The sequence below is a fragment of the Nonomuraea sp. NPDC049624 genome (assembly GCF_040675255.1).
GTDB lineage: Bacteria > Actinomycetota > Actinomycetes > Streptosporangiales > Streptosporangiaceae > Nonomuraea.
This window is the reverse complement of the sequence record NZ_JBFAOR010000001.1, coordinates 320,997-344,919: the sequence shown is the minus strand read 5'-3', so window position 1 is coordinate 344,919 and position 23,923 is coordinate 320,997. Positions and strand designations below refer to the sequence as shown.

The following is a 23,923-nucleotide window of genomic DNA, read 5'->3' as shown; positions in this document are numbered from 1 at the left end:
GGACATGCGTGTACTCCTGACCGGGCACCAGGGTTACCTGGGCACCGTCATGGCCCCCGTCCTGGTCGCGGCCGGGCACGAGGTGACCGGCCTCGACTCGGGCCTGTTCGCCGACTGCGTGCTCGGCCCGCCCCCACCCGAGCCGCTCGGGCTGGCCGCCGACCTGCGCGACGTGCCCGCCGAGGCGCTGGCCGGCTTCGACGCGGTCGTGCACCTGGCCGCGCTGTCCAACGACCCGCTGGGCTCGCTGGCGCCCGAGCTGACCTACGACATCAACTACCACGCCTCGGTCCGGCTGGCCCGGCTGGCCCGTGAGGCGGGGGCCAAGCGCTTCCTGTACGCCTCCACCTGCTCGGTCTACGGCTCGTCGGGAGGCGGGCAGCTGGTGACGGAGGACGCGCCGCTGCGTCCGCTGACGCCGTACGCCGAGTCCAAGGTCAGGGTCGAGGACGCGCTGCTCGACCTGGCCGACGACGACTTCACCCCGGTCTTCCTGCGCAACGCGACGGCCTTCGGCTTCTCCCCCCGGCTGCGCGCCGACATCGTGCTCAACAACCTGGTGGGACACGCCCACCTGTCCGGTGAGGTCAGGGTGCTGTCCGACGGCACACCCTGGCGGCCGCTCGTGCACGCCCTCGACATCGCCGAGGCGTTCGCGGCCGCGCTGACCGCTCCCCGGGAGGCCGTGCACGCGCGGGCGTTCAACGTCGGCAGCGAGCAGAACAACGTCACGGTGGCCGAGATCGCCGCCGCCGTGGTCGCGGCGGTGCCGGGATCGACGCTGGTCATCACGGGGGAGACGGGGGCGGACCCGCGCTCGTACCGGGTGGACTTCTCCCGGGTGCGGGCCGCGCTCCCCGGTTACGAGGCCCGCTGGACGGTGAAGGAGGGCGCGATCGAGCTGATCGACGCCTACCGCCGCCACGGCCTCACCAGCCAGGGCTTCGAACGGCGGTTCACCCGGCTGGCCCGGCTGGCCGACCGGCAGGCCGACGGCACGGTGGACGGGGAGCTGCGGCCACAGTGAGCGGCAAGGAGATGCACGAGCTGGTGAGACGCCTCTACCCGCTGTGCAGGAGCATCACGGGCGACGGGGTCAGGGCCACCCTCGATGTCATCGGCGAGCATCTGCCGCTGAAGGTGTACGAGGTGCCCACCGGGACCCCGGTGCTCGACTGGCACGTGCCACGCGAGTGGAACATCCGGGACGCCTACGTCCGGGACCCCGCCGGGCGCAAGGTCGTCGACTTCGCCGAGTCCAACCTGCACGTCGTGGGCTACAGCGTCCCGGTCTCGGCGACGATGCCGCTGCGCGAGCTGCGCGGCCGCCTGCACACGCTGCCCGACCAGCCGGACCTCGTCCCGTACCGGACCAGCTACTGGGCCGAGGACTGGGGTTTCTGCCTGCGCCAGGAGACCCTGGACGGCCTGGCGGACGGCGACTACGAGGTCGTCATCGACTCCACGCTGGCCGACGGGCACCTCACCTACGCCGAGCACGTCGTGCCCGGCGCAAGCGAGGAGGAGGTGCTGATCTCCTGCCACACCTGTCATCCCTCGCTGGCCAACGACAACCTCGCCGGCATCGCGGTGGCCGTCTGGCTGGCCCGGCGGCTGGCCGGGACCCGCCCGCGGCACACCTACCGGTTCCTGTTCGCGCCGGGCACCATCGGCTCGATCACCTGGCTGGCCCGCAACCGGGAGGCGGCCGGGCGGGTCCGGCACGGTCTGGTGCTGGCCTGCGCGGGAGACGCCGGCGCGCTCACCTACAAGCGCAGCAGGCGCGGCGACGCCGAGATCGACCGGGCGATGGCGTACGTGCTGGCCTCCTCGGGCCGGCCGCACTCCACGCTCGACTTCTCGCCCTACGGCTACGACGAGCGGCAGTACTGCTCGCCCGGCTTCGACCTGCCGGTCGGCTCCCTGACCCGCTCGACCTACGCGAGCTATCCCGAGTACCACACCTCCGGCGACGACCCGGACTTCGTGCTGCCGGAGTCGCTGGAGGACACGCTGGAGACCTGCTGGGAGACGTTCGCGGTGCTCGAAGGCAACCGGCGTTACGTCAACCTCCGGCCGTACGGGGAGCCGCAGCTCGGCCGGCGCGGGCTGTACGACGCGCTGGGCGGGCGCAGCGACACCAAACAGGCGCAGCTGGCGATGCTCTGGGTGCTGAACCTTTCCGACGGAGACAACACGCTGCTCGACGTGGCCCAGCGGTCCGGCCTGCCGTTCGCCGCGATCGCCGAGGCCGCGCAGAGCCTACGAGAGGCGGAACTGGTGGCGGAATGCACGGAATGAGCCTGCGCGCGGGCGATCTGGTGGAGGTCCGCGGCGAGGCCGAGATCCTCGCGACCCTGGACGAGAACGGCGAGCTGGACGGACTGCCGTTCATGCCGGAGATGGTGAAGTTCTGCGGCCAGCGCCTCACCGTGCACAAGGTGGCGCACAAGTTGTGCGACACGTTGTACAAGACGGGCCTGCGCCGCATGGAGGACGCCGTGCACCTGGTCTCCGCGCGCTGCGACGGCGCGGCGCACGGCGGCTGCCAGACGGCCTGCTCCATGTACTGGAAGACGGCCTGGATCCGGCGGGTCGAGGCGGGCGATCCGCCGCCCGACACCGTGCCGGACTCGCGGCTGCTGCCGCTGCTGGAGGTCAACACCCGCAAGCCCCCCGGCGAAGACGGTTGCGCACGGTACTCCTGCCAGGCGACCGAGCTGCTCAGAGCCGCGCCCCAGCCGCTGCCGATGGCCGACGTCAAGCAGTTCGTGGCCGACGTGCGCACGGGCAACGCCGGCCTCGGCCAGACGGCGCGGGCCGTCGCCATCGGGCTGTACAACCGGTTCCAGCACGCCACGAGGAAGCGGCTGCCGGCGGCGATCCTGATCAACAAGGGCAGGCCCTGGGGGCACATGACCGGCAGCGTGCGCGGCCGCACCCCGGTGAGAACGCTCGACCTGCGACCCGGTGAGCTCGTGCGCGTCCGGTCCAGGGAGGAGATCCTCGACACCGTCAACGAGGAGCTGTCCAACCGCGGCATGAACTTCGACGCCGAGCTGGCCCGCTACTGCGGCACGACCGCCCGGGTGCGCGCCAGGGTCGAGCGGTGCCTGGACGAGCGGACCGGGCGCATGCTGGAGATGAAGACGCCGTGCATCGTCCTGGAGGACGTGGTGTGCGCGGGCGTGCACTCGCTCAACTGCCCCCGGGAGTTCTTCCCGTTCTGGCGGGAGATCTGGCTGGAGCGGGTCGCGGATGACGAGTGAGCCGGTCGAGAGCACCAGGGCGGGGTCGGCGGCCCGGGGGCTGCGCTGGGGGCTGGTCGCCAGAGGCGCCTCGAAGCTGGCCACCTTCGCCATGAGCCTGGTGCTGGCCCGCCTCCTCGCGCGCGAGGACTTCGGCCTGTACGCCGTCGCGCTCTCGGCCAACCAGTTCCTGTTCTACGTCAACGACGCCGGGATCGTGGCGGCCGTGGTGCAGTGGCGGGGCAGGCTGGAGGACATGGTGGCCACCGCGACCACCGTGGTCCTGACGATCAGCGTGACCGTGTACGCGCTGTTCTGGTTCTCCGCGCCGTTCTTCACGGCCATGGCGGGCAGCGAGTCGGCGACCCCCGTCGTACGGCTGCTCACCCTGATCATCGTCATCGACGGCTTCGTCAACGTCCGCAGCGCGATCATGTTGCGCGGCTTCCGGCAGGACATGATCGCCAAGGCGAACATGATGGGCATCGCCGTACAGGTGCCGCTGGCGATCACGCTGGCGGCGCTCGGCGCGGGCGTCTACAGCTTCGCCCTCGGCGCGGTGGCCAACTCGCTGGTCAGTGGGGCGCTGGTGCTGTGGTGGGCCAAGGTGCCCTTCCGGCTCGGCTTCGACCGGGCCATCGCGGGCCGGCTGCTGCGCTTCGGCGTGCCGCTGGCCGGCAGCCTGGGGCTGGAGGCCCTGGTGCTCAACGCAGACGCGGTCATCGTCGGCAGGACGCTGGGCCTCACCATGCTGGGCTACTACATGCTGGCCATGAACGTGTCGAGCTGGGTGCCCGGCCTGATCGGCGAGGCACTGCGGCACGTCACGCTGCCCGGCTTCTCCCGGGTCGCCGACGAGAACCCGGCCGCCTTCTCCGACCGCGTCCAGCAGATCGTGCCCATGCTGATCATGCTGGTGACGCCGGTCGCGGTGCTGATCGGCGTGCTCGCGCCGCAGCTCGTCGCCCTGCTGTACGGACCCCGCTGGCAACCGGCCGCGGCTGCCCTGTCCTTCCTGATGGCGCTCATGGTGGTGCGCATGCTCACCGCGCTGGCGTTCGACATCCTCACCTCACTCGGCGTCACCCGGCGCATCGTGTGGATGAACCTGAGCTGGGCGGCCGTGTTGCTGCCCGCGCTCTACCTGGGGGCCGAGCTGGGCGGCATCCGGGGCGTGGCGATCGGGCACGTGGTGGCCGCGTTCCTGGTCGGGCTGCCCGTGGCGGTCTGGCAGCTGCACCGGTCGGGCGTGGTGATCGCGCCGGTCGCGGCGCCCGTCGCGCGGCTGCTGCTGGGCGGCCTGGCGGGCGGCGCGGCGGCCTGGCTCGTCGCCGGGCTGACCTCGGACGCCGTCGTGCTCGTGCAGCTCGTGGCGGCGGGCGCGGCCGGCTTCGCCGTCTACGTGGTCGTCGGGATCTCGCGCGCCCGGTTCAGGCAGATCCGCGAGGTGGCGACCGGCTGAGCCGGGGCGGTCAGGGCCCGGGGTCCGCGCGCCGGGGACGCAGGCTGCGCGCCACGTCGATCGCGGAATGGGCGACGTTGCGCGCCATCGGCACGGCGTTCCTGGCCAGCCAGGGACGCAACGCCGCGTAGGCGCGCAACCGCTGGCCGAAGCCCATCGGCGCGGCGTGGATCACCCGTAGCAGCGCCCTGCCCTCCTCCACGTTGGGGAGGAAGAAGCGCTGGTCACCGGGCATCTCCCGGGCACGGTACCGGCGGGCGTGGTTGGCCTGGCTGTCGCTGCCCGGGTGGTTGCGGTGCCGCAGCAGCGGCTCGTCCACCACGACGAGCGGCCCGAACAGCGCCCAGCCCGCGATGATCACCCGGTCGGCGGGCAGGATCGGCTCCAGCGGCCTGGCCCGCAGCAGCGTCTCGCGGCGGATGAGGCCGTAGAAGTGCATGGTGTCGTCGTAGTTGAGCATCCGGTGGCGCAGCCGGGCGGCCGGGGCGGGCTGAACCGTCGGCGACTCGTCCCGCCAGAAGCCGATCGTCTGGCCGTCCTCGTCGATCTCCTCGACGGCCGAGAGGGCCGCGGCGGCCTCGGGATGGCGTCGCAGTGCCGCGGAGAGCAGGGCGAGCCGGTCTTCGCGGTATTCGTCGTCGGAGGTGGCGTAGGAGAAGAACTCGCCGCGCGTCTCGTGCATGAGGGCGTTGTGGTTGGCCGTGACGCCGATGTTCCGGTCCCTGCGGATGTACCGCACGCGCGGATCGGTCCGCGCGGTCTCGCGGCACAACTCCTCGGTGCCGTCGGTCGAGCAGTTGTCGGCGATCACCAGTTCGAAGTCGGCGTCCTTCTGCGCGAGCACCGAACGCAACGCGCCGGCCAGGTACGGCTCGCCGTTGTAGACCGGCAGGCCCACGCCGATCGGCGGCTCCGCCTGGCCGATCAAGGACGCTGTGGAACGTTCTTCCGGAATTCGGGACGTCATCCGGCGACCTCTCGAGGATTCTTCGGCGGGCGGGCGACATGGTCTCGCGAAGGGTGCCGTGCGGCAAGATGTACCAACCATTCGTAACATCCCACCTTCTGGACACGATAAGCCATCTGCATCGCAATATGGCGAGACAAACCCGTACTGGCAGGGGGTTGGTCGGGACAATGGCCTTTTGGAACGATTTGCTGCGGCTCGTTCGACGGAAGAACATTGTCATCCCCATCCTCGCCGCCGGCCTCCTCCTCGCCGCGGTGGCCTTCCTCCTGGGCCCGTCGCGCTACAAGGCCGAGTCGTCCCTCATCCTGACCGCGCCGCCGAGCGGCGGCACGCTCTCCATGGACCCGACCAAGCCGGTCGGCCTGACCAACCCGCTGCTCCAGTACAACGACGGGCTGCGGACCGTGGCGGGCATCCTGATCGTCGCGATCAACAGCAAGGAGGAGATGGGCAAGCTGGGCGTACGGGAGAACGACGGCACCGAGGTCGTGATCGACGACGGACGGTCCAACTCCGACCTGCTCGGCGTCGTGACGCTCGGCCCGTTCCTGCACGTCAAGGTCGAGAGCGGCGAGCCGGGGACCGCCCAGCGCATCCTGGAGCGGGCGCACCAGCGCCTGCGCGAGGAGCTGATCGCCTACCAGACCAAGCTCGGCGCGCCCAAGACCACGTTCATCGCGATCAACACCGTCGCCCTGCTGCCGCCCGAGTACGACGGCGCCCGGCGGACGCAGCTCGCCGTGGGCGTGCTGGTCGCCACGTTGTTCCTCGGCCTCGCCGGCGCGTACGGGGTGGTGGTGCGGGGGCTCTTCCCCCGCCGCCCGCCGGCCGGGACCGCGAAGGCGGACGACGACGCGCCCCAGGAGGCCGAGGTGGCGGCGGGGACGCCCGCCAAGGAACACTCCGCCAACGGCCAGGTTCCCGCCGGCACCCCGCTGAACAGCGTCGCCGACGACGAGGACGTTCCCGACGGACAGGCCGCGCCGAACCCGCATCGTTAGGGCGTCCGGCCGGCGATCTCCGTGCAGCGTCTGATGGCCCCCTGCCGCACGTCGTCGGGGGTGCCGGACTTGGAGGAGATCAGCATGCCGATCGCGCCGGGGCCCAGCCGTCCGGCGAAGTCGAGTGCGGTCGCCAGGTCCATCGGCGACTCGTCCGGGTTCTTGTGGCAGATCGAGGTGTCCGAGGGCGGGCGGCCCTCCGTGGCGCTGAGCACCTCGTCCACGAAGACGCCGTAGAGCATGAACTCCGACACGTGCAGCCGCGAGCCGAAGGCGTCGATCCAGTGCCGCCCGGTGGTCTCCCGCAACCTGTCCTGAAGGGCGCGTACGACGGCCGGCCGCCAGAAGGTCAGCGGGCTCATGTAGTCGGGCAGCGGCGGCTCGGGCGGCGGCGGAAGCCGGAGCAGCTCGCGGGCGACGCGATGCCACAGGACGTGCCGGGTCATGAGGGGATGGACGCCGTCCTCCAGCCGGTGCAGCAGCACGCGGCCGTCGATCAGGGCGCGCTCGGCGGTGACCGGCCGGACCAGCACCACGTCGGAGTCGGCCACCAGGACCACGTCGGTGTCCATGGCCGCGGTGGCGGCGAGCTTGACGATCTGCTGCATCACCCAGCCGCGTACCGGGGGCCAGGGCCGCAGCACGTTGACCCACAGGCCCTTCCGCGGCACCTTGACGTACCGGCCGGGCAGCAGGCTCTCCACCGTCCGGACCCGGCAGCGCGGCCCCTCGTACGCCCGGAACAGCCCGAGGTCGGCCGCCGGGACGACCACGTGGTGGACCGTGTCGTCGGGGGTGCACTCCAGCACCGAACGGTGCAGGTCGGCGAACTGCCCGGCATCGGGTCCGTAGCTCGGGGTCACGACCGAGAGCGTCCTCATGGTCGGCCCTCCGGCGCGCGGCACTCTTCCACGGCTCACCTTTCGTGGACGGCTGTGTCGGCCCACCGTCTATCGACGCGCGACTTTGGCACGTTACAGGTGAGGGGTAACACCATCCGCGTTCCTGGCGATTGCCTGGATATCGGGGGAAACCTGTCTGGGGGCTGTGTTGGACTTCTGGAAAGCGATCACCGTCCTCCTGCGCCGCTGGTACGTGGCACTCCCCGCCCTGCTGCTGACCCTCACGCTCGCCTACGGCGTATACGCCACGATCCCGACGCAGTACTCCTCGACGTCGCTCCTGGTGCTCACGGTGCCGACCAGCGGCTCCTACCGGCCGGCGCGGCCCACCGAGCCGAACCCGCTGGTCAACCCCATGCTGAACTTCGACGGCGGTCTCAACATGACGGCCTCGGTGCTGGTCCAGATACTCAACGGGCCCGAGGTGGCCGGGCAGCTCGGCGTGCGGCCCGACTCCACGACCAGCTACAAGGTCAACAACGGCCACCCCAACCCCGAGCTGCTCATCAGCGCGCCCTTCGTGGTCATCGAGGGCACCAGCCGCTCGCCCCAGGACGCCAAGGCGCTGGTCGAGCGGGTGGCCGAGCGGGCGAAGGTCGAGCTGAAGCGGCGGCAGCAGGTCCTGAACGCCCCGCCGGAGACGTACATCAACCTGACCGAGATGGTCGCGCCCACCGAACCCCAGGGACAGCGCGGCGGCAAGACCCGTACGGCCGCCGCCGTGTTCGCGCTGGGCGTCATGGCGGCGCTGGGCTCGTCGTTCGCCGCCGAGAGCATCATGGACGGGCTGCGGAGGCGGCGGGAGGAGGGGCCGCCCGACGACGCGGGAACGTCCGCCCCGGACAAGGAAGCGGTGTTGCGGCCTTGAACGTCGCCCCTCGTCCCGTGGGAGCCGTGCGCAGCGCCGACGGCGCCACCCTGTGCGCGATCTTCGTGGTGGTCCTCATGCTGGTGCCGGCCCGCCAGGTGATCGGCGGGTTGCCGTTCGACCTCACCTACGCCGAGGCCGTCGGGCTGTTCGCCGCCGTGTGGTGGTTCTGCGCCCACCTGACCAGCACGCTCGGCGCGGCCAAGGGCCCGTCGCCGGTCAGGTACGGGATCTACTTCTACGTGCTGGCCTTCCTGATCACCTACGGTTACACCGCGGCCGGCTACCTGCCCTCCTACGAGCTGGAGCTGTCCGACCACATCCTGGTGATCACGGTGGGCATCGTCGGCATGTCGCTGCTCGCCGTGGACGGCGTGTCCGGCCGCGACCGCCTCGACCTGGTGCTGAAGACGCTCGTCGTCGCCGGTGCCGTCATGGGCGTGATCGGCGGGATCCAGTTCCTGCTGTCGTTCGACATCACCCAGTACATGCAGGTCCCCGGCGCCCGGCTGCGCGCGGTCGAGGAGACGATCCTGCAGCGCAACGGGGTCAACAGGGTGGCCTCGACGGCCGGGCACCCCATCGAGTTCGGGGTCGTGTCGGCGATGGTGCTGCCGGTGGCGCTGCACTACGCCTACGACGCCTGGGAGCGCAGGGTGCCCGCGCTGCGCTGGTGGATCCTGTGCTCGCTGGTCGCCTGTGGCATGGCGTTCTCGGCCTCGCGCTCGACGGTGCTGGGCCTCGCGTCCTCGGGCGCGATCCTGCTGGTGGGCTGGAACAACGCCAGGCGGCTCAGGGCGGCGGCCGGGCTGGTCGGGTTCCTCGTCCTGCTGCGGCTGTTCGTCCCCGGGCTGCTCGGGGCGATCTTCGGGTTGTTCACCAACCTGGACAACGACGAGAGCCTGCGCTGGCGGACCAACGACTACTCGACCGCGGTCTCCGAGTTCGCCCGGCATCCCCTGCTCGGGCGGGGGAACGGCACCTGGTTCCCGCCGCACCACCCGGTCTTCGACAACCAGTACCTGCTGACCGGCGTGCAGGGCGGGGTGTTGGGGCTGCTGGCGTTCGTCGGGCTCTTCCTGATCGGGATGTGGGCGGCGATGCGGGCCAGGAGGATCAGCGCGGACGTGCGCGCCAAGGACCTCGGGCTGACGTTGACGGCGTGCCTGGCCGTGCCGCTGATCGGCTGCGCCACGTTCGACCTCAACTCCTTCAGCACCGCCAACTCGCTGGCCTTCCTGCTGATCGGCCTGGCCGGCGCGCTGCTGCGGGCGGTACGCCGGGAGGTCACGCCCCCAGGCGCCGCCGTGCCTCCTTCCACGAGCCGGCTGCCAGATCCCGCGCGCTGATCGCGGTGACCGGCAGCGGCCAGGCGATGTCCAGGTCGGGGTCGTCGTAGCGCACCGAGACGTCCTCGGACGGGTCGTGCTCCCGGTCGATGCGGTAGCAGACGTCGGCCTCGGTGAGCGCCTGGTAGCCGTGCAGGAGGCCGGGGGGCACGTACAAGTGGGTGAAGGCACGGTCGTCGAGCACCACCGTCATCCGCTCGCCGAAGGTGGGCGAGCCGGGACGCGCGTCGACCAGCACGTCGTGGACGGCCCCGCGCGCGCACCTGACGAGTTTGGCCTCGCCGCGCCCCGACCTGCCGTGCAGGGCCCTGATCCCGCCGGCGACCGTGCGCGACTGGCTGTCCTGGATGAAGGCGGCCGGGTCCAGCCCGTGCTCCCTGGCGATCGCGGCGTCGAACGTCCTGGTGAACAGGCCGCGATCGTCGAGGTGAGGGGTGGGGACGAACAGCAGGGTCCCGGCCAGCGCGCCGCGCTCGACTCTCATGAAGCCATCCTGACCTCTGACGACTCTGGCATCCAGTGTGTAACGGAGAATGCCCTCCTCCGATGACAAAAAGGAAGGACTGGCGGCGCGGGTCAAGTGGCGTCAAGCCCGAGGAGGGTGAGGGCATCCTGGTGGACCACTCCCCGTACGAAGTCGTCCCACGCGCCCGTGTCGGGGCCGTCGAGGTCATGGCCCTGACCGAGACCGAGGTCGCCGGCCTGGTCACTCAGGGCTGGCGGGACGGCCGCGGCGGCTCGATCGTCACCGCGAACGTGGACATCGTCAGGGCCGCCACCCGTGATCCCGGGCTCGCCGCGCTCGTGGCGGAGGCCGAACTGGTCGTGGCCGACGGCATGCCCGTCGTGTGGGCCGCCAGGCTGGCGGGCCTGGCCCTGCCGGACCGCGTCACCGGCGCCTCCCTGGTCTTCACCCTCAGCGAGAGCGCCGCGCGCGAAGGACGCTCGGTGTTCCTGCTGGGCGGCGAACCCGGCGTGGCGCGGACGGCGGGCGAGGTGCTCGCCGGACGCTGCCCCGGACTGCGGGTGGCCGGCTCGTCCTCGCCGCCCTTCGGCTTCGAGCGCGAGCCGGGCGGCATGGAGGAGGTCGTGCGGGAGGTCCGCGCGGCGGCGCCCGACCTGGTCCTGGTGGGGCTCGGCTTCCCCAAGCAGGAACGGGTCATGGCCGCGCTCCGCCCCGAACTGCCGCGCGCCTGGTACCTGGGCTGCGGGGCGGGCATCCCGATGGCCGCCGGGCACTTCAGGCGGGCCCCCCGCGCCATGCAGCGCGCGGGCGGCGAATGGATCTTCCGGCTCGCGCTGGAGCCCCGCCGCCTGGTGCGCCGATACCTGCGCGACGACCTGCCCTTCGCGCTCAGGCTGCTGGCCGGGACCGCGTGGCGGCGCCTGACCGCAGACCACCGTCCCTGACCGTCCAGAGATTGGTTTCCGCAGATGAGCGTGCCCGGGCTTGCCGTCGTCATCGTCACCTACAACAGCGGCGAGATCATCGAGGAGTGCCTGGCCAGCCTGGAGCCCGCGCTGCGCGGGGCGGGAGCCGCCAGGACGATCGTGGTGGACAACGACTCGGCCGACGACACGGTGGATCGGGTGCTCGCCGCCGGGCCGCGCGTCGAGTTGGTCAGGACGGGCCGCAACGGAGGGTTCGCGGCCGGCGTGAACGCGGGCATCACCGCCGCCCCCGGCTGTGACGTCCTCGTGCTGAACGCCGACATCAGGCTCGGACCGGGCTCGGTGCGCCTGCTGCGCGAGCGGCTGGGCCGGGCGGGCGCGGGCATCGCGGTGCCTCGGCTGACGGACGCGGACGGCACGCTCCAGCTGTCGCTGCGCCGTCGTCCGACCGTGCTCAGGGCGCTCGGCGAGGCCCTGCTCGGCGGGCTCAGAGCAGGCAGGTACGCGCCGCTCGGCGAACTGGTCGTGGACCCTCGCCGCTACGACAGCCTAGGCAGCCCCGACTGGGCGACCGGCGCGGCCTGGCTGATCTCCCGAGCCTGCCTGGACGCCGTGGGCCTGCTCGACGAGCGGTACTTCCTGTACTCCGAGGAGACCGAGTACATGTTGCGCGCCCGCGACCACGGGTTCGCCATCGCCTACGAACCGCGGGCGCACGCCGTCCACCTCGGCGGCGAGCAGGCCAACTCCAGCCCGCTGTGGACGCTGGCCGCGCTCAACCGCGTCCGCCTGCACCGCGAGCGGCACGGGCGGCCCCGGGCCCAGCTCATGAGGCTGGCTGTCGCGCTGAACGAGGCGCTGCGCGCGGCTCGCCGGGGCAGCCGGGACGGCGAGCGCCATCTGCGCGCCCTGCGCGAGCTGGCCACGATGACCGAATGGCCCGCGCCGCCCGGGACGGGCCGGGCGGCGCGGCCGCAGCCGCCGCCCTACGTCTGCTTCTCCGCCCAGGACTGGTGGTACCACAACAGGGCGCACTCCGACTTCCAGCTCATGCGCCACCTCGCCGGCTCGCGCCGGGTCCTGATCGTCAACAGCATCGGCATGCGCATGCCGGTGCCCGGACGGACGACGTTCCCGGCCAGGCGCATCGTCAGGAAGCTGCGCAGCGTGGCCAAGTTCGTCCGGCGGGTGGGGCCGCGCCTGTGGGTGATGTCGCCGCTTCCCGTCCCCCTCTACAACAGTCGGCAGGGCCGGGCGCTGAACGCCTGGCTGATCAGGACGCAGGTGCGGGCGGTCTGCGCCTGGCTCGGGCTGCGCCGCCCGGTGATCGTGGTGACGATCCCGACCGCCTGGGACGCGGTGCGCCCGATGAGCCGCCGCGCCCTGGTGTTCAACCGCTCCGACCGCCACTCGGCCTTCCCGGAGTCGGACGCCGCCACGATCCAGGCGCTGGAACGCCGCCTGCTGGAACGTGCCGACCACGTGGTCTACGCGGGCCGCGGCCTGATGTGCGAGGAGTCGTCGCTGACCGGGGACCGCGCCCACTTCCTCGACCACGGCGTGGACCTGGAGCACTTCACCCGGGTGCCGCCCGGGAGTCAGCCGCCGGATCTGCTGGCCGTCCCGGGGCCGCGCGTCGGCTTCTTCGGCGCGCTCGACGACTTCGTGGTCGACTTCGCGCTGCTCGAACGGGTTGCCACGGAGCTGCCGGACGTCTCGCTCGTGCTGGTCGGCGACGCGACGGGCGACGTCGAGCGGCTGACCAAGTACCCCAACGTGCACTGGCTCGGATTCCGGCCGTACTCGGTGATCCCGGCGTACGGGTCGGGGTTCGACGTGGCGATCATGCCGTGGCTGGACAACGAGTGGATCAGGCACGCCAATCCGATCAAGCTGAAGGAGTACCTGGCGCTCGGCCTGCCGGTGGTCAGCACCGCGTTCGACGAGCTGGTCCACTACGCCGGCCGGGTCAGGGTGGCGCGTACGCCCGAGGACTTCATCACGGCGATCAAGGTGAGCCTGGTCGAGGGCGCGCCGAGCCCGCCCGCGGCGTTACGCGCCTCGCTGGCCGGCAAGACGTGGGCCGCGCGGGCCGCGGACCTGGCGGCGCTGGTCGAGCGGACGCCGCCCGCCTAGGCGGGCGCCCGGGGGAGGAGGCGCTGTGAAGCTGCTGACGTTGTCCAAGGCCGGAGCGGTCGTGACGGCCGCCGCGGTGGCGCTGGCCGGCTGGACCTGGCTGCGCGGCCACCCGGCGAGCCCGGCTCCGAGGTCGATGACGGCGGCGTCGATGTCCATGCGCGCCCTGCCCTGGGAGGGTGGCCCGGCGGCCTACGCCGGATGGCCCGCGGCGGTGGGCGCCGGCTGGACGCGCCCGTCCTTCTTCCCCGTCGGGCTCTGGTTCGCCGCCGTCCGCCGGGGTGAGCAGGTCGCCGCGGACCGGGCCATGGGGATCAACACCTACGTCGAGCTCACCGGCGACAGCCGTCCCGGCCTGCTGCGGAAGGCGGGCATGAGCGCGCTGACCGCCCGGCGGCTGCCCGGCTCGGGCGCGGAGACGGTGGGGTGGACGCTGGCCGACAAGGCCGACGTGTGGGCGGGCATCGGCGACGCCCGCTGGACCGGCTCGGTGGGCGCGACACCGCCGCCGTGCAGGCCCGAGCTCCTGGCCTGCGGCTACACCGTCCTGCGCACGCTCGACGGCAGGCTGCCGCACGACTCTCGTCCGCGCTACGCCACGTTCGGCAAGGGAGTGGCCCTGTGGGCGACCGACCCGCAGGGGGCCAGGTTCGTCGACGACTACGCCGGCATCGCCGGGGTGGACGTCTCCTGGTACGGCGATCCGAACATCTGTGCCGAGGCCGCCCGCTGGCGGCAACTGCCGTCCGGCCGGTGCCGCCGGGCCGCGAACTACGGCGCGACCGTGGACCGGGTGCGGGAGCTGGACGCCGCCGACGGCCGCCGCAAGCCCGTCTTCTCGGTCATCGCGCTTGCCGGGCTGACGCCGCCGCAGGTGGGCGGAGCCGTGATGAGCTCGCTGATCCACGGCGCCCGCGGCATCGTCTACGACGCCCACGCCGCGGGCCCGGCGTGCCGGAGCGAGAACGTGCTGCGCAGCGCCTGCGGCCAGGCGCTCAGGAAGGCGGTGACCGAGGTCGATGGCCAGATCGACCGCCTGGCCCCCGTGCTGAACACGCAGTCCTACGCCTATGACTTCGCGCCGGACCTGGACACGATGGTCAAGGCGTACGACGGCTCCTACTACCTGTTCGCCATGCTCGCGGGCGGCAGATCGCCCGGGACGTACACGCTCACCGTGCCCGCGAACCTGTCGAAGAGCGGCCGGATCGAGGACTATCTGACGAACCGTCCCATCGCGGCCGACCAGGAGGGCCGGTTCACCGCCACGTTCGACGCGGAGCACGTCTACCACGTCTATCGCATCAGGCCCTAGCTGGGAGGAACATGGCTTTCCGCAAGGTACCAAGGTGGGCGTTCGTGCTGCCGGTGATCGTCGTGCTGTTCTGCGCGGGGTGGCTCGTCACGCGGCCGGAACCGAAGCCCGGCCACCCCGGCCTGTCCCGCATCCCCTGGGAGGGCGGCCCGGCCTACTACGCCGGGTTCGGCGCCCCGGCGAAGGCGGGCTGGACCGATCCGGCGTTCTTCCCGATCGGCGTCTGGTTCGAGTCCGTGGTCGAGGAACATGACGTACGGCTGGACAAGGAGGCCGGGCTCAACACCTACGTCGAGCTGACCGCCAACAGCAGGATGGACCTGGTCCGCTCCTCGGGCATGTACGCCATCACCAGCAAGCCGCTGCCCGGCGCGGGCGCCGAGACGGTGGGCTGGATGATCGCCGACGAGCCCGACATGTTCGCCGGCCCCGGGGACGGCGTCTGGAGCGGCAAGTACGGCGGGGAAGGGCAGGTGTGCCTGCCGGACAAGCCGCCCTGCGGCTACACGGCGATGCGCACGCTCAAGGACAGGCTCCCCAAGGGGGACGGCCGCCTGCACTACGCCAACTACGGCAAGGGCATCGCCATGTGGGAGTCCGACCAGGAGGCGACCCGGTTCGTCAACGGCTACACCGACGTCATGTCCACCGACGTCTACTGGTACACCGACACCGGCATCTGCCCGGAGGCGGAGAACTTCATCAAGCTCCCGAGGGACCGCTGCCCGCGCGCCGCCAACTACGGGCGGGTCGTCGACCGCGGCCGGCAGCTCGACGCCCTGGACGGCCGCAGGCAGCCCGTCTACGCGTTCGTGGAACTCGGCTGGCCCGGCTCGAACGGCCGGCGGGCCATCACCCCCGACGAGATCGCCGGAGCCGTCATGAGCTCCCTCATCCATGAGGCCCGCGGCGTCATCTACTTCAACCACAGCTTCGGCGGCCCCTGCGCCAGCCAGCACGTGCTGCGGGAGCCGTGCGCCAAGGAGACCAGGGCGGCCGTCACCGAGCTGAACCGCAGGATCACCGGCCTGGCGCCGGTGCTCAACACCCAGTCGTACGCCCACTCCTTCAGCCCGAGGCTCGACACCATGCTCAAGGAGAAGGACGGCTCCTTCTACGTCTTCGCCATGACCAAGGAGGACGCCGCGCCCGGCGAGTACGCGCTGCGACTGCCCGGCACCCTCGCCGGGGCGCGGAACGTGGAGGTGATGTTCGAGAACCGCAGCCTTCCGGTACGCGGCGGCTCCTTCACCGACGCGTTCGCGCGGGCCGACTCCTACCACGTCTACCGGATCACGCCGTGACCGCGCCGGTGGAGGTGGGCCTGGTCGGGGCGGGTCCGTGGGCGCGGATCTTCCACGCGCCCACGTTCGCGGCGGGCCCCGAGACCAGGCTCGCCGGAGTGTGGAGCAGGAGCCGCCCGGCCGCCGAACGCCTGGCGGCAGAGTACGGGGTGCCGGCCTTCGGCTCGTACGAGGAACTGCTCGGGCGGTGCGCGGGGGTCGTGTTCGCGGTGCCGCCCGACGTCCAGGCCGCGCTGGCGGTGCGGGCGGCCCGCGCGGGCCGTGCCCTGCTGCTGGAGAAGCCGATCGCGTTGTCGGTGGCCGACGCCGAGGCGCTGGCGCAGGCCGTGACGGCCGCGGGCGTGGCCACGCAGATCGTCCTCACCCACCGGTACCGGCCGGTCATCCGCGACTTCCTGGCGCGGCTGCGCGACTTCCCCGTGTTCGGGGCGCGCGGCTGCCAGCTCACCGGCGAGTTCCTGGACGGCACGTACGACGACAGCCCGTGGCGGGCGACGGCGGGGGTGCTCTACAACACCGGGCCGCACGGGCTCGACCTGCTCGACGCCGCGCTGGGGCGGATCGAGGAGGTCAGGAGCATGAGCAACAAGGACGGCCTGCTCGCGCTGACCTGCCGGCACGAGAACGACGCCGTCAGCCAGCTCACGATCTGCGGCCGGGTGCCGCCGCGCCGCCGCAGCCACTACGAGCTGTACGGCCCCCGCGGCACGCTGACCCTCGACTTCGACCGGCTCCCGGAGGATTCGGGGGCGACCAGGGCGAACCTGCGGGCGGAGTTCGCGCATGCCGTGCGCACCGGCGAGCCGCACCCCATCGACGTGCATCGCGGCCTGCACCTGCAGCGGCTGCTGGCGCAGGCCGAACCGTCCTAGGGCGCGCCCGCCGCCGCCTCCGGAGCCGCGTCCGGCGGGACGGGGTCGGGCCTGTGCCGGCGCAGCCGGAGGGCGGGGGCCTCGACCAGGCGCCAGCTCAGCGCGGCGAACGGCAGCACCACGCAGGCCGTGGCCGTCAGCACCAGCCAGGGCGTACGGACGCCGAGCTGTACCAGCACCTGCTGGACGGGGAAGGCCAGCAGGTAGGCGCCGTAGGACAGATCGTAGGAGCCGGTGGGCCGGTGCAGCGCCGCCGGCGAGCGGAAGGCGACGAAGAAGGTCGCGCAGGTGATGGCGGCGATGGCGCACAGGTTGGCCGCGGGCGTGCCCCACGACAACCACCAGGCCACCAGCGCGGCCGGGGTCAGCCACGCGGGCGGCACCCAGCGCAGCTCCCTGACCAGCATGCCGAGGGCGAAGAACGCCAGCGGCTGCGCGGCGAAGGCCGAGACGACCAGCGGGATCAGGGGGCCGCTGTAGCCGGTGAGATGGATGACCGTGGTGACGGCGAGGGTGACCGCCACCAGCCCGGCCAGCACCGTACGGCGCCGCAGCAGTCCCAGCGCTCCCATGACGGCCACGCCCGCGTAGCACAGGACCTCGACCCAGATCGTCCACAACGAGCCGTTGACCGCGCCTGGATAGGGCAGCCCCTCGAAGACGCCGGGCAGCGCGTAGCTCACCGGCTGGACGAGCAGCCCCCGGGCGACGTAGGTCCACGCGCCCGGTCCCGAGAAGTACCCGGCCGCGGGCAGCGTGCTCACCAGGGGCCCGAGCAGCAGCGCGGTCAGGACGATGACCAGCGCGTACGCGGGGTAGATGCGCAGGGCCCGGCGCAGCGTGTAGCGGGCGGGCGACGGGTCGGCCAGCCAGCTCGCGCTGATCAGGTAGCCGCTGATGAGGAAGAAGACGCCGACGCCGATGCCGCCGGCGCCGATCCCGCTGGCCGGGGTGAGCGGCGTGCCGTGCCCGGAGAGCACCCAGCTGTGCTCGACGACGACGGCGAACGCGCCGAGCAGCCGCAGCAGGTTGAAGGCGTTGGCCCGGGAGGAGCCGGGACCTGTGCGTAACGCGCTTGCTCCGGCCACTCAGCAGCCCCCTGGGGAGTACTCCGACGCGTCCGGAGATGTATCGATCCAGCGCGGAGCCGCGTTACCGGACGTATCTGGCGCAATGTGGACAGCCCGCGGCGTGCCGGGGCGCGAGGCGCCGGTGCACCGGCCGCTTGGCCGCCGCCGGCGGGTGGCCGGGGGCCAGCGACGAGTCGCTGGTGAGGATGGCCAGCTCCAGGCGGCGCAGCTCCTGGGAGGGTTCGAGGCCGAGGTCGGCGGCGAGGATGCGCCTGCCCTCCCGGTAGACCTCCAGGGCGTCGCTCTGCCGGCCGGTCCGGTAGAGCGCGATCATGAGCTGGCCCCGGAACTTCTCCCGCAGGGGATGCTCGCGTACGAGGTCGGACAGCTCGGCCACCAGGTCGGCGTGCCTGCGCAGGCGCAGATCTGCCTCGATCCGGTCGACCAGCGCGCCGAGGCGCTGCTCCTCCAGCCGCGTGGCCTGGTGGTGGAGGAGGGAGATGTCGCTCAGGCCGGACAGGGCCGGGCCGCGCCACATGGCCAGGGCGCTCCTGATCAGGTCGCCGCCCTTTGGATCGTTCCCGGACTGGATCAAGGTCCGGCCTCTGCGCACCAGGTCCTCGAAGCGTAAGGCGTCCACCGCCTCGCGCGGCACGTCGAGCCGGTAACCGGTGGAGCGGTGGATGATCGGCGCCCGGTCGCCCAGCGTGTGGCGCAGCCGGTGGAGTTGCAGGCGCAGGCGCCGGGCTCCGGCCTCGCCCGCGCCGCTGCCCCACAGGGCGTCGATCAGCACGTCGCTGCGAGCGACGGTGCCGTGGTGACAGAGCAGCAGGGCCAGCAGGGTGCGTTGCTGGATCGAACGGAGGGATAAGTCATGCTCCCCGTCGGTCACTTCCAACGTTCCGAGGATGCCGAACTGCATGGGTCCCCCCTGCAAGTGCCCGACTTTTCTAGACGGCAAGCATATGGGGGTTTCCTGAGGGGCGGGAGCCGTATGGGAGGAAATTGGGCTGAAACTCAACTGAAACTCAGTGATCTCACACTCAATGCTGGTCGTTGGTGTCTATAGCGACTTGGAAGCATTCGGGGGACTTGCCCGAATGGGGGGGATCGTGGTGTTTTCACTCTGGCGTCGGCGCGCTCTGGCCGCGGCCGGCGGTTTCGTGCTCGTCTCTTCTCTTACGGCCGGTGCCGACGGACGTGGACAGGATCATGCGCACGCCGCACCTGTACGCGCCGACGTGCAGCGGGCCAAGGCGGCCAAACTCGGTCCGCTGCCCAGAACCAGGCAGGGGACCGTTCCCGTCAAGCGCTCCACCACGGTCGCCAGGTCGGCCGCCGCGCTCGCGGCAGCCGCCGACGACAAGGTCGGCCTGCGCGTGCTCGTCGTCGCCGTGGACCAGGACGACTGGGGCATCGCGACCTGGCGGGCCACCCTCGACCGGGTCGGCGCCCAGTACGACGTGCTGCTCAGCAAGACCCAGGCGCTCACCGCGGCCGACCTGGTACGCCCGGACGGCGTCGGCAAGTACAACGCCGTCCTGCTGACCAACAACTCGCTGCTCTACTACGACGGCTCCAGCTATCTCAGCGGCCTCGACGCCACCGAATGGAACGTTCTATGGGCGTACGAGCGGGACTACGGCGTCCGTCAGGCCTCGCTCTACACCGCCTACGGCACCTGGCCCGAGGACTACTGCCTGCGCGCGGGCAGTGAGGGCGGTGTCGCGAGCACGCCCATCGGCACCCAGCTCACCACGGCGGGCGCCGGCGTGTTCGACTACCTGAAGACCGGCGTGAACGTGCCGATCTCGCTGTCGTACGTCTACCGCAGCACGGTCGCGCCCGGTTGCGCCGCCGACGTGGTCATGACCAGCGGCTCCGACGTGCTCGGCGTACGCAGCACCTCCGGCGACGGCCGCGAGCGCATGGCGCTGACGTTCACCTCCAACCAGTACCTGCCGCAGGCCGACCTGCTCACCTTCGGGCTGTTCCGCTGGGCCACCCGCGGCCTCTACCTGGGCGAGCAGCGCCACTACCTCAACGCCGACGTCGACGACTACTTCAACTCCACCGATCACCTCTACCCGGACGGCCACGTCGAGTCCAACCCTGGCTACCGCATGACCAGGGCCGACGCGATCAGCACGTACAACCAGCAGGTGGCCTTCACCGGCGCCAACCCGCTCGCCTCGGGCTTCAAGCTGAACCTCGCCTACAACGGCGAGGGCGCCGACCCGACCGCGCCCTCCACGTGCTCGACCCCGCCGCTCTTCAAGGACGCCCTGACCAGCTACTCGCGCTGCCGCGCCGGGGCCTTCTCGTGGATCAACCACACGTTCACGCATCCGAAGCTGAACTTCACGGACTACGCGACGAGCTACGCCGAGATCCAGGACAACCTCACCAGGGCCACCGCGATCGGCCTGACCGTGGACGGGACCGTGCTCAAGACCGGCGAGTACTCCGGTCTCGGCGTCTACAACCCCGACGTCAACAACGACATCGACCCGCCCACCGACTACGGCCTGGCCGCCTCCAACGCGGCCATGTTGCAGGCCGCCAAAGACCTGGGCGTGAAGTACCTGCACGGCAACATGTCGTTCGGCAGCCACCAGCCGTCCTGCTTCAACTGCGGCATCTACCACCCGCTCCAGCCCACGCTGATGGTGGTGCCCGACTGGCCGACCAACATCGCCTACCACAGCACGGCACCCGCCGAGGAGACGCTGTTCTACAACTCCTACTACGGGCCCGGCGGGAAGTTCCCGTACTGGCCGGTGGACCAGACCTACAGCCAGATCCTGGACCACGAGAGTGACGTGGCCATGCAGCACGTCATGTCGGGTTCGATCTACGCCCACACCTTCCACCAGGGCAATCTGCGGGACTACGGCTCGTCCAAGAACCTCGTCTTCGACTGGCTGAACGCGGTCATGGCCAAGTACAACGGCTACTACAACGTCCCGCTCCTCACGCCGGCCTGGGGTTCTCTCGCCCAGTACGTCGAGAACCGCACCAAGCACTTCGCCGGGCTGTCCGGGGTGAGCGCGGTCTACGACAGGACGGCGGGCACGGTCACCTTCGAGTCCGCCGCCGACGCGTCCGTCTTCGCCACCAACGCAGCCGCCCCCGGCGCGACGGCGTACGGCACCGACTCCATCGCCCTCCTGACGCTCACCGCCGGCGTCCCCGTCACGGTCACCGCGGGCGTGCGACCGTGAAGGTGACGCTGGTCTCCGAGGGGACCTACCCGTTCGCCATGGGCGGGGTGAGCGTCTGGATGGACCAGCTCATCAGGGGCATGCCCGACTACCGGTGGGACGTCGTGACCATGACGGTCGACGGCAAGGAGCGGCCGGTCTGGGATCGGCCGGCCAACCTGGAGCAGGTCATCTCCGTCCCGCTCTGGGGCAGGACCCGCAGGCGCTCGTCCAAGCCGCCGGGGCCCGGCTTCAGCGACGCGTACGGCCGCTTCCTGGAGATGGTGCTGACCCCGGCCGTCATGGGCGACGGCGGCGCGGAGTTCCTGGCGGTGCTGGAGCAGATCTACCGGTTCGCGGCCGAGGGCGGCGACCTCATCGGCGCCCTCACCGCCAACGAGTCGTTGTCGCAGCTCATGGACGCCTGGTACTGGAACAGGACCGACGGGCTCACCCTCGCCGACGCCATCGTGGCGGGGAACCTCATGGGCCACATGTTGCGCCCGCTGTCGGAGCCGCCGCCGCGCACGGACCTGATGCACGTCGCCATGAACGGGCTCAGCATGCTCATGGCGATGACCGCCAAATGGCGGTACGGCACCCCGATCGTGCTCTCCGAACACGGCGTCTACCTGCGGGAACGCTACCTCCAGTACGTCAACGAGCCGGTCTCGCACGCCGTGCGGGTCTTACTGCTCAGCTTCTTCCGCCGCCTGGCGGGGGCGGCGTACGTGGCGGCCGACCGCATCGCGCCGCACTCGACGTACAACCGGCGCTGGCAGGTTCACAACGGCGCCGACCCGGCCCGCATCCGGGTGATGTACAACGGCGTGGACCCGGCCGACTTCCCGGTGGCCACCTCCGACCCGCCCCAGCCCACGATCGTGTTCATGGGCCGGGTCGACCCGCTGAAGGACCTGCACACGCTGATCCGCGCGTTCGACATCGTCCGGGACAAGGTCCCGGGCGCCCGGCTGCGGATCTTCGGAGGCGTCCCGAAGGGCAACGAGAGCTACCAGGAGAGCTGCCTCGACCTCATCGACGAGCTCGGCCTGGAAGGCTCGGCGGTGCTGGAGGGCCGGGTCGCGACCCAGGTGGACGCCTACCACGCGGGCCAGGTCGTGGCCCTGACCAGCATCTCCGAGGGCTTCCCCTACACCGTCGTCGAGGCCATGGCCTGTGGCAGGCCGTGCGTCGTGACCAACGTCGGCGGGGTGGCCGAGGCGGTGGGCGACACCGGGTTCGTGGTGCCGCCCCGCGACCACGCGGCCGCCGCCGACGCCATGGTGCGGCTGCTGCACGACGCCGAGCTGCGCCGCAGGCTCGGCGCGCTGGCCAGGCAGCGGGTGCTGAGCCGCTTCACGCTCCGGCAGTCGCTCGACGACTACCGCGCGGTCTATCGCGAGCTCGTCGGGGCGCGCGCGTGACCGCGGTGGAGCCCTCCCGCTCGATCGACGACCTCATCGAGCCCATGGGCACCGGGGTCTTCCGCGCCGTCGAACCCCTCCAGGTCGCGGCCATGCTGGAGTCCCAAGGGCTGAACGACAAGATCGCCCGCGAGCAGTACGGCCACGCCGACATCTTCGCCCTGGCCGAGACCGCCTACTTCCACGTCAAGGCGATGAACCGTCCGCAGGCGCGCACCCGCACGCCGCTCAAGCGGGCCAGGCCGGCCGCCCAGATGTTGCACGGCCTGCTCTACGCCCTGCCGGCGGCCCTGCTCCCGGCCGCCTCCGGCCTGGTGGGCAGCCAGTGGCTGATGCCCGGCCTGGTGCTGACCACGGGCTTCGGCTGGATCGTCGGCAGCGCCGCGGCCCACCTGGGCTATTCGCTGATCGCCCAGGGACACCCGCGCTCGGCCGGCCGCGTGCTGCGCAGCGGCCTGCTCGTGGGCGTGCTGGCCGCCGCCTTCATGGCGGGCACCGTCGCCATCTCGCGCGACGGGCCGGTCATGCTGGTCGCCCTGTGCGTCATGCAGATGGCCTTCCAGATCGCCTCGGGGATCCTGCTGTTCTACCGGCGGGAGGGCTGGCTCGGCCTGATGATGGCGCCGGCCGCGGTCGCGGGCCTGGCCTACATCGTCATCGGCGACCGCTGGGTGGGGCTGCTGACGATCTGGGTGGGCCTGATGTGCATCGTGGCCACCGTGGCGGGCGCGCTCAGGCTCACGCTCACCCGCGGCCCCGACGACGCCGCCGAGCCGCCGCTGCGCACGCTCGTCGAGGCGAACGCCCGCGCCCTGGCGCCCTCGCTCGTCTACGCCCTGTTGAGCGCGGTGTTCCTGCTCCAGGCCGAGGGCCGGTACGTGCTCGAACGGGCCGACATCGCGGTCGCCGGCGCCGGGCTCGTCGTCGGCATGGGGATCCTGGAGTACCGGGCCCACTCGTTCGAGGACGACGTCCGGGCCGCGATCGGGGAGGTGCGCTATCCGGCCGACTTCACCCGCCGCGGCCGGTGGCTGCTGGCCAAGGGCCTGTTCGTCTGCCTCGCCGCGCTCGCCGTCCTGTCGGTGCTGCCGCTGGGATTCCTCTACGCGACCGGCGACCTGACCGAGGCGAGCGTCGCCATGGCCGTCGCCCACGTCGTCATCGGCGGCGCCTACTTCGTCGCCTTCCTGCTCGCCAACCAGGCCAAAGTGATCCATCTGTGCATCGCCCAGGCGGTGGCGCTCGCCGTACACCCCCTGGGCCGCCTCTTCCTGCCCGCCGGGCACACCGCGCTGGCCGACGTCCTGCTCTTCGCGGCCGCCGCGTCGCTGTTCCTCGTGATCCTGACCGTCCTGATGAGCCTCGGGCTCAGGGACGTCAGGCAGTACAGCTGATCCTTCACAC

At 71.6% G+C, this 23,923-nt stretch carries 20 protein-coding genes; 15 read left to right on the top strand and 5 right to left on the bottom strand.

The genetic code is table 11. From position 1 onward, the window contains the following. The first annotated feature begins 4 nt into the window (after positions 1-4). The 4 genes from AB0J76_RS01915 to AB0J76_RS01900 are packed head-to-tail and all read left to right on the top strand — an operon-like array spanning position 5 to position 4,710. Positions 5-1,027 (top strand): SDR family oxidoreductase, encoded by a 1,023-nt coding sequence (locus AB0J76_RS01915; protein WP_352322235.1) that lies wholly within the window; start codon positions 5-7, stop codon positions 1,025-1,027. Beyond that, positions 1,024-2,301 carry a DUF4910 domain-containing protein gene (locus AB0J76_RS01910; RefSeq protein WP_352322236.1) on the top strand — a complete coding sequence of 426 codons (1,278 nt, stop codon included), beginning with the start codon at positions 1,024-1,026 and terminating at the stop codon, positions 2,299-2,301. Before AB0J76_RS01915 ends, AB0J76_RS01910 begins: the two co-directional genes overlap by 4 nt. Continuing rightward, positions 2,289-3,269, top strand: coding sequence for a hypothetical protein (locus AB0J76_RS01905; RefSeq protein ID WP_364388456.1), 981 nt, complete (start codon positions 2,289-2,291; stop codon positions 3,267-3,269). The genes AB0J76_RS01910 and AB0J76_RS01905 overlap by 13 nt, the downstream gene beginning before the upstream one ends. Beyond that, positions 3,259-4,710, top strand: coding sequence for an oligosaccharide flippase family protein (locus AB0J76_RS01900; protein WP_352322240.1), 1,452 nt, complete (start codon positions 3,259-3,261; stop codon positions 4,708-4,710). Before AB0J76_RS01905 ends, AB0J76_RS01900 begins: the two co-directional genes overlap by 11 nt. 10 nt (positions 4,711-4,720) lie before the next feature. On the opposite strand, the gene AB0J76_RS01895 is transcribed toward AB0J76_RS01900, so the two are convergent. Continuing rightward, positions 4,721-5,677 (bottom strand): glycosyltransferase, encoded by a 957-nt coding sequence (locus tag AB0J76_RS01895; RefSeq protein WP_364388452.1) that lies wholly within the window; start codon positions 5,675-5,677, stop codon positions 4,721-4,723. A 257-nt stretch (positions 5,678-5,934) separates the two neighbouring features. Between AB0J76_RS01895 and AB0J76_RS01890 the strand changes: the two genes are divergently transcribed. Continuing rightward, positions 5,935-6,681 (top strand): hypothetical protein, encoded by a 747-nt coding sequence (locus AB0J76_RS01890; protein ID WP_352322244.1) that lies wholly within the window; start codon positions 5,935-5,937, stop codon positions 6,679-6,681. Here AB0J76_RS01890 and AB0J76_RS01885 read toward each other — a convergent pair. Continuing rightward, positions 6,678-7,562: a DUF6492 family protein gene (locus tag AB0J76_RS01885; protein WP_352322246.1), complete on the bottom strand. Its 885-nt coding sequence runs from the start codon at positions 7,560-7,562 to the stop codon at positions 6,678-6,680. The two genes, AB0J76_RS01890 and AB0J76_RS01885, sit on opposite strands and share 4 nt — an antisense overlap. Positions 7,563-7,731: 169 nt before the next feature. Between AB0J76_RS01885 and AB0J76_RS01880 the strand changes: the two genes are divergently transcribed. Together AB0J76_RS01880 and AB0J76_RS01875 are read left to right on the top strand one after the other, a co-directional pair. Next, a complete protein-coding gene (locus AB0J76_RS01880; RefSeq protein ID WP_352322247.1) occupies positions 7,732-8,451 on the top strand; it encodes a hypothetical protein in 720 nt (239 codons plus the stop codon). Beyond that, positions 8,448-9,800: an O-antigen ligase family protein gene (locus AB0J76_RS01875; protein ID WP_364388448.1), complete on the top strand. Its 1,353-nt coding sequence runs from the start codon at positions 8,448-8,450 to the stop codon at positions 9,798-9,800. Before AB0J76_RS01880 ends, AB0J76_RS01875 begins: the two co-directional genes overlap by 4 nt. Here the strand turns inward: AB0J76_RS01875 and rfbC are convergent. Beyond that, positions 9,739-10,284: a dTDP-4-dehydrorhamnose 3,5-epimerase gene (gene rfbC / locus AB0J76_RS01870; protein WP_352322251.1), complete on the bottom strand. Its 546-nt coding sequence runs from the start codon at positions 10,282-10,284 to the stop codon at positions 9,739-9,741. The genes AB0J76_RS01875 and rfbC overlap by 62 nt on opposite strands. A gap of 62 nt (positions 10,285-10,346) precedes the next feature. On the opposite strand from rfbC, the gene AB0J76_RS01865 reads away from it, so the two are divergent. From AB0J76_RS01865 to AB0J76_RS01845, 5 genes are read left to right on the top strand one after another with little or no spacing between them, the layout of a single operon-like run. Beyond that, positions 10,347-11,210, top strand: coding sequence for a WecB/TagA/CpsF family glycosyltransferase (locus tag AB0J76_RS01865; protein WP_352322252.1), 864 nt, complete (start codon positions 10,347-10,349; stop codon positions 11,208-11,210). Between the two features lie 24 nt (positions 11,211-11,234). Continuing rightward, a complete protein-coding gene (locus AB0J76_RS01860) occupies positions 11,235-13,328 on the top strand; it encodes a glycosyltransferase (RefSeq protein ID WP_364388444.1) in 2,094 nt (697 codons plus the stop codon). Between the two features lie 25 nt (positions 13,329-13,353). Beyond that, the gene (locus AB0J76_RS01855) at positions 13,354-14,643 is read left to right on the top strand and encodes a hypothetical protein (RefSeq protein ID WP_352322464.1); all 1,290 of its coding nucleotides are present in this window, start codon (positions 13,354-13,356) and stop codon (positions 14,641-14,643) included. 11 nt (positions 14,644-14,654) lie between these two features. Further along, the gene (locus AB0J76_RS01850) at positions 14,655-15,947 is read left to right on the top strand and encodes a hypothetical protein (protein ID WP_352322465.1); all 1,293 of its coding nucleotides are present in this window, start codon (positions 14,655-14,657) and stop codon (positions 15,945-15,947) included. Beyond that, a complete protein-coding gene (locus AB0J76_RS01845; RefSeq protein ID WP_352322466.1) occupies positions 15,944-16,819 on the top strand; it encodes a Gfo/Idh/MocA family oxidoreductase in 876 nt (291 codons plus the stop codon). Before AB0J76_RS01850 ends, AB0J76_RS01845 begins: the two co-directional genes overlap by 4 nt. On the opposite strand, the gene AB0J76_RS01840 is transcribed toward AB0J76_RS01845, so the two are convergent. Next, entirely contained in the window at positions 16,816-17,907 is a 1,092-nt protein-coding gene (locus AB0J76_RS01840) for an acyltransferase (protein ID WP_352322467.1), read from the bottom strand. The two genes, AB0J76_RS01845 and AB0J76_RS01840, sit on opposite strands and share 4 nt — an antisense overlap. Positions 17,908-17,971: 64 nt before the next feature. Continuing rightward, positions 17,972-18,781, bottom strand: a complete 810-nt coding sequence (locus tag AB0J76_RS01835) for an AfsR/SARP family transcriptional regulator (protein ID WP_352322498.1) — start codon at positions 18,779-18,781, stop codon at positions 17,972-17,974. 349 nt (positions 18,782-19,130) lie between these two features. On the opposite strand from AB0J76_RS01835, the gene AB0J76_RS01830 reads away from it, so the two are divergent. The 3 genes from AB0J76_RS01830 to AB0J76_RS01820 are packed head-to-tail and all read left to right on the top strand — an operon-like array spanning position 19,131 to position 23,913. Further along, positions 19,131-21,113, top strand: a complete 1,983-nt coding sequence (locus AB0J76_RS01830; protein ID WP_352322468.1) for a hypothetical protein — start codon at positions 19,131-19,133, stop codon at positions 21,111-21,113. Beyond that, positions 21,110-22,519 carry a GT4 family glycosyltransferase PelF gene (gene pelF / locus AB0J76_RS01825; protein WP_352322469.1) on the top strand — a complete coding sequence of 470 codons (1,410 nt, stop codon included), beginning with the start codon at positions 21,110-21,112 and terminating at the stop codon, positions 22,517-22,519. The genes AB0J76_RS01830 and pelF overlap by 4 nt, the downstream gene beginning before the upstream one ends. Further along, the gene (locus AB0J76_RS01820; RefSeq protein WP_352322470.1) at positions 22,516-23,913 is read left to right on the top strand and encodes a hypothetical protein; all 1,398 of its coding nucleotides are present in this window, start codon (positions 22,516-22,518) and stop codon (positions 23,911-23,913) included. The genes pelF and AB0J76_RS01820 overlap by 4 nt, the downstream gene beginning before the upstream one ends. Positions 23,914-23,923 lie beyond the last annotated feature (10 nt).

Excerpts from the sequence above, each read along its gene's own strand:
- AB0J76_RS01915 (WP_352322235.1), top strand. The coding sequence starts at position 5 with ATGCGTGTACTCCTGACCGGGCACCAGGGTTACCTGGGCACCGTCATG.
- AB0J76_RS01905 (WP_364388456.1), top strand. The coding sequence starts at position 2,289 with ATGCACGGAATGAGCCTGCGCGCGGGCGATCTGGTGGAGGTCCGCGGC.
- AB0J76_RS01900 (WP_352322240.1), top strand. The coding sequence starts at position 3,259 with ATGACGAGTGAGCCGGTCGAGAGCACCAGGGCGGGGTCGGCGGCCCGG.
- AB0J76_RS01895 (WP_364388452.1), bottom strand. The coding sequence starts at position 5,677 with ATGACGTCCCGAATTCCGGAAGAACGTTCCACAGCGTCCTTGATCGGC.
- AB0J76_RS01885 (WP_352322246.1), bottom strand. The coding sequence starts at position 7,562 with ATGAGGACGCTCTCGGTCGTGACCCCGAGCTACGGACCCGATGCCGGG.
- rfbC (WP_352322251.1), bottom strand. The coding sequence starts at position 10,284 with ATGAGAGTCGAGCGCGGCGCGCTGGCCGGGACCCTGCTGTTCGTCCCC.
- AB0J76_RS01865 (WP_352322252.1), top strand. The coding sequence starts at position 10,347 with ATGACAAAAAGGAAGGACTGGCGGCGCGGGTCAAGTGGCGTCAAGCCC.
- AB0J76_RS01860 (WP_364388444.1), top strand. The coding sequence starts at position 11,235 with ATGAGCGTGCCCGGGCTTGCCGTCGTCATCGTCACCTACAACAGCGGC.
- AB0J76_RS01850 (WP_352322465.1), top strand. The coding sequence starts at position 14,655 with ATGGCTTTCCGCAAGGTACCAAGGTGGGCGTTCGTGCTGCCGGTGATC.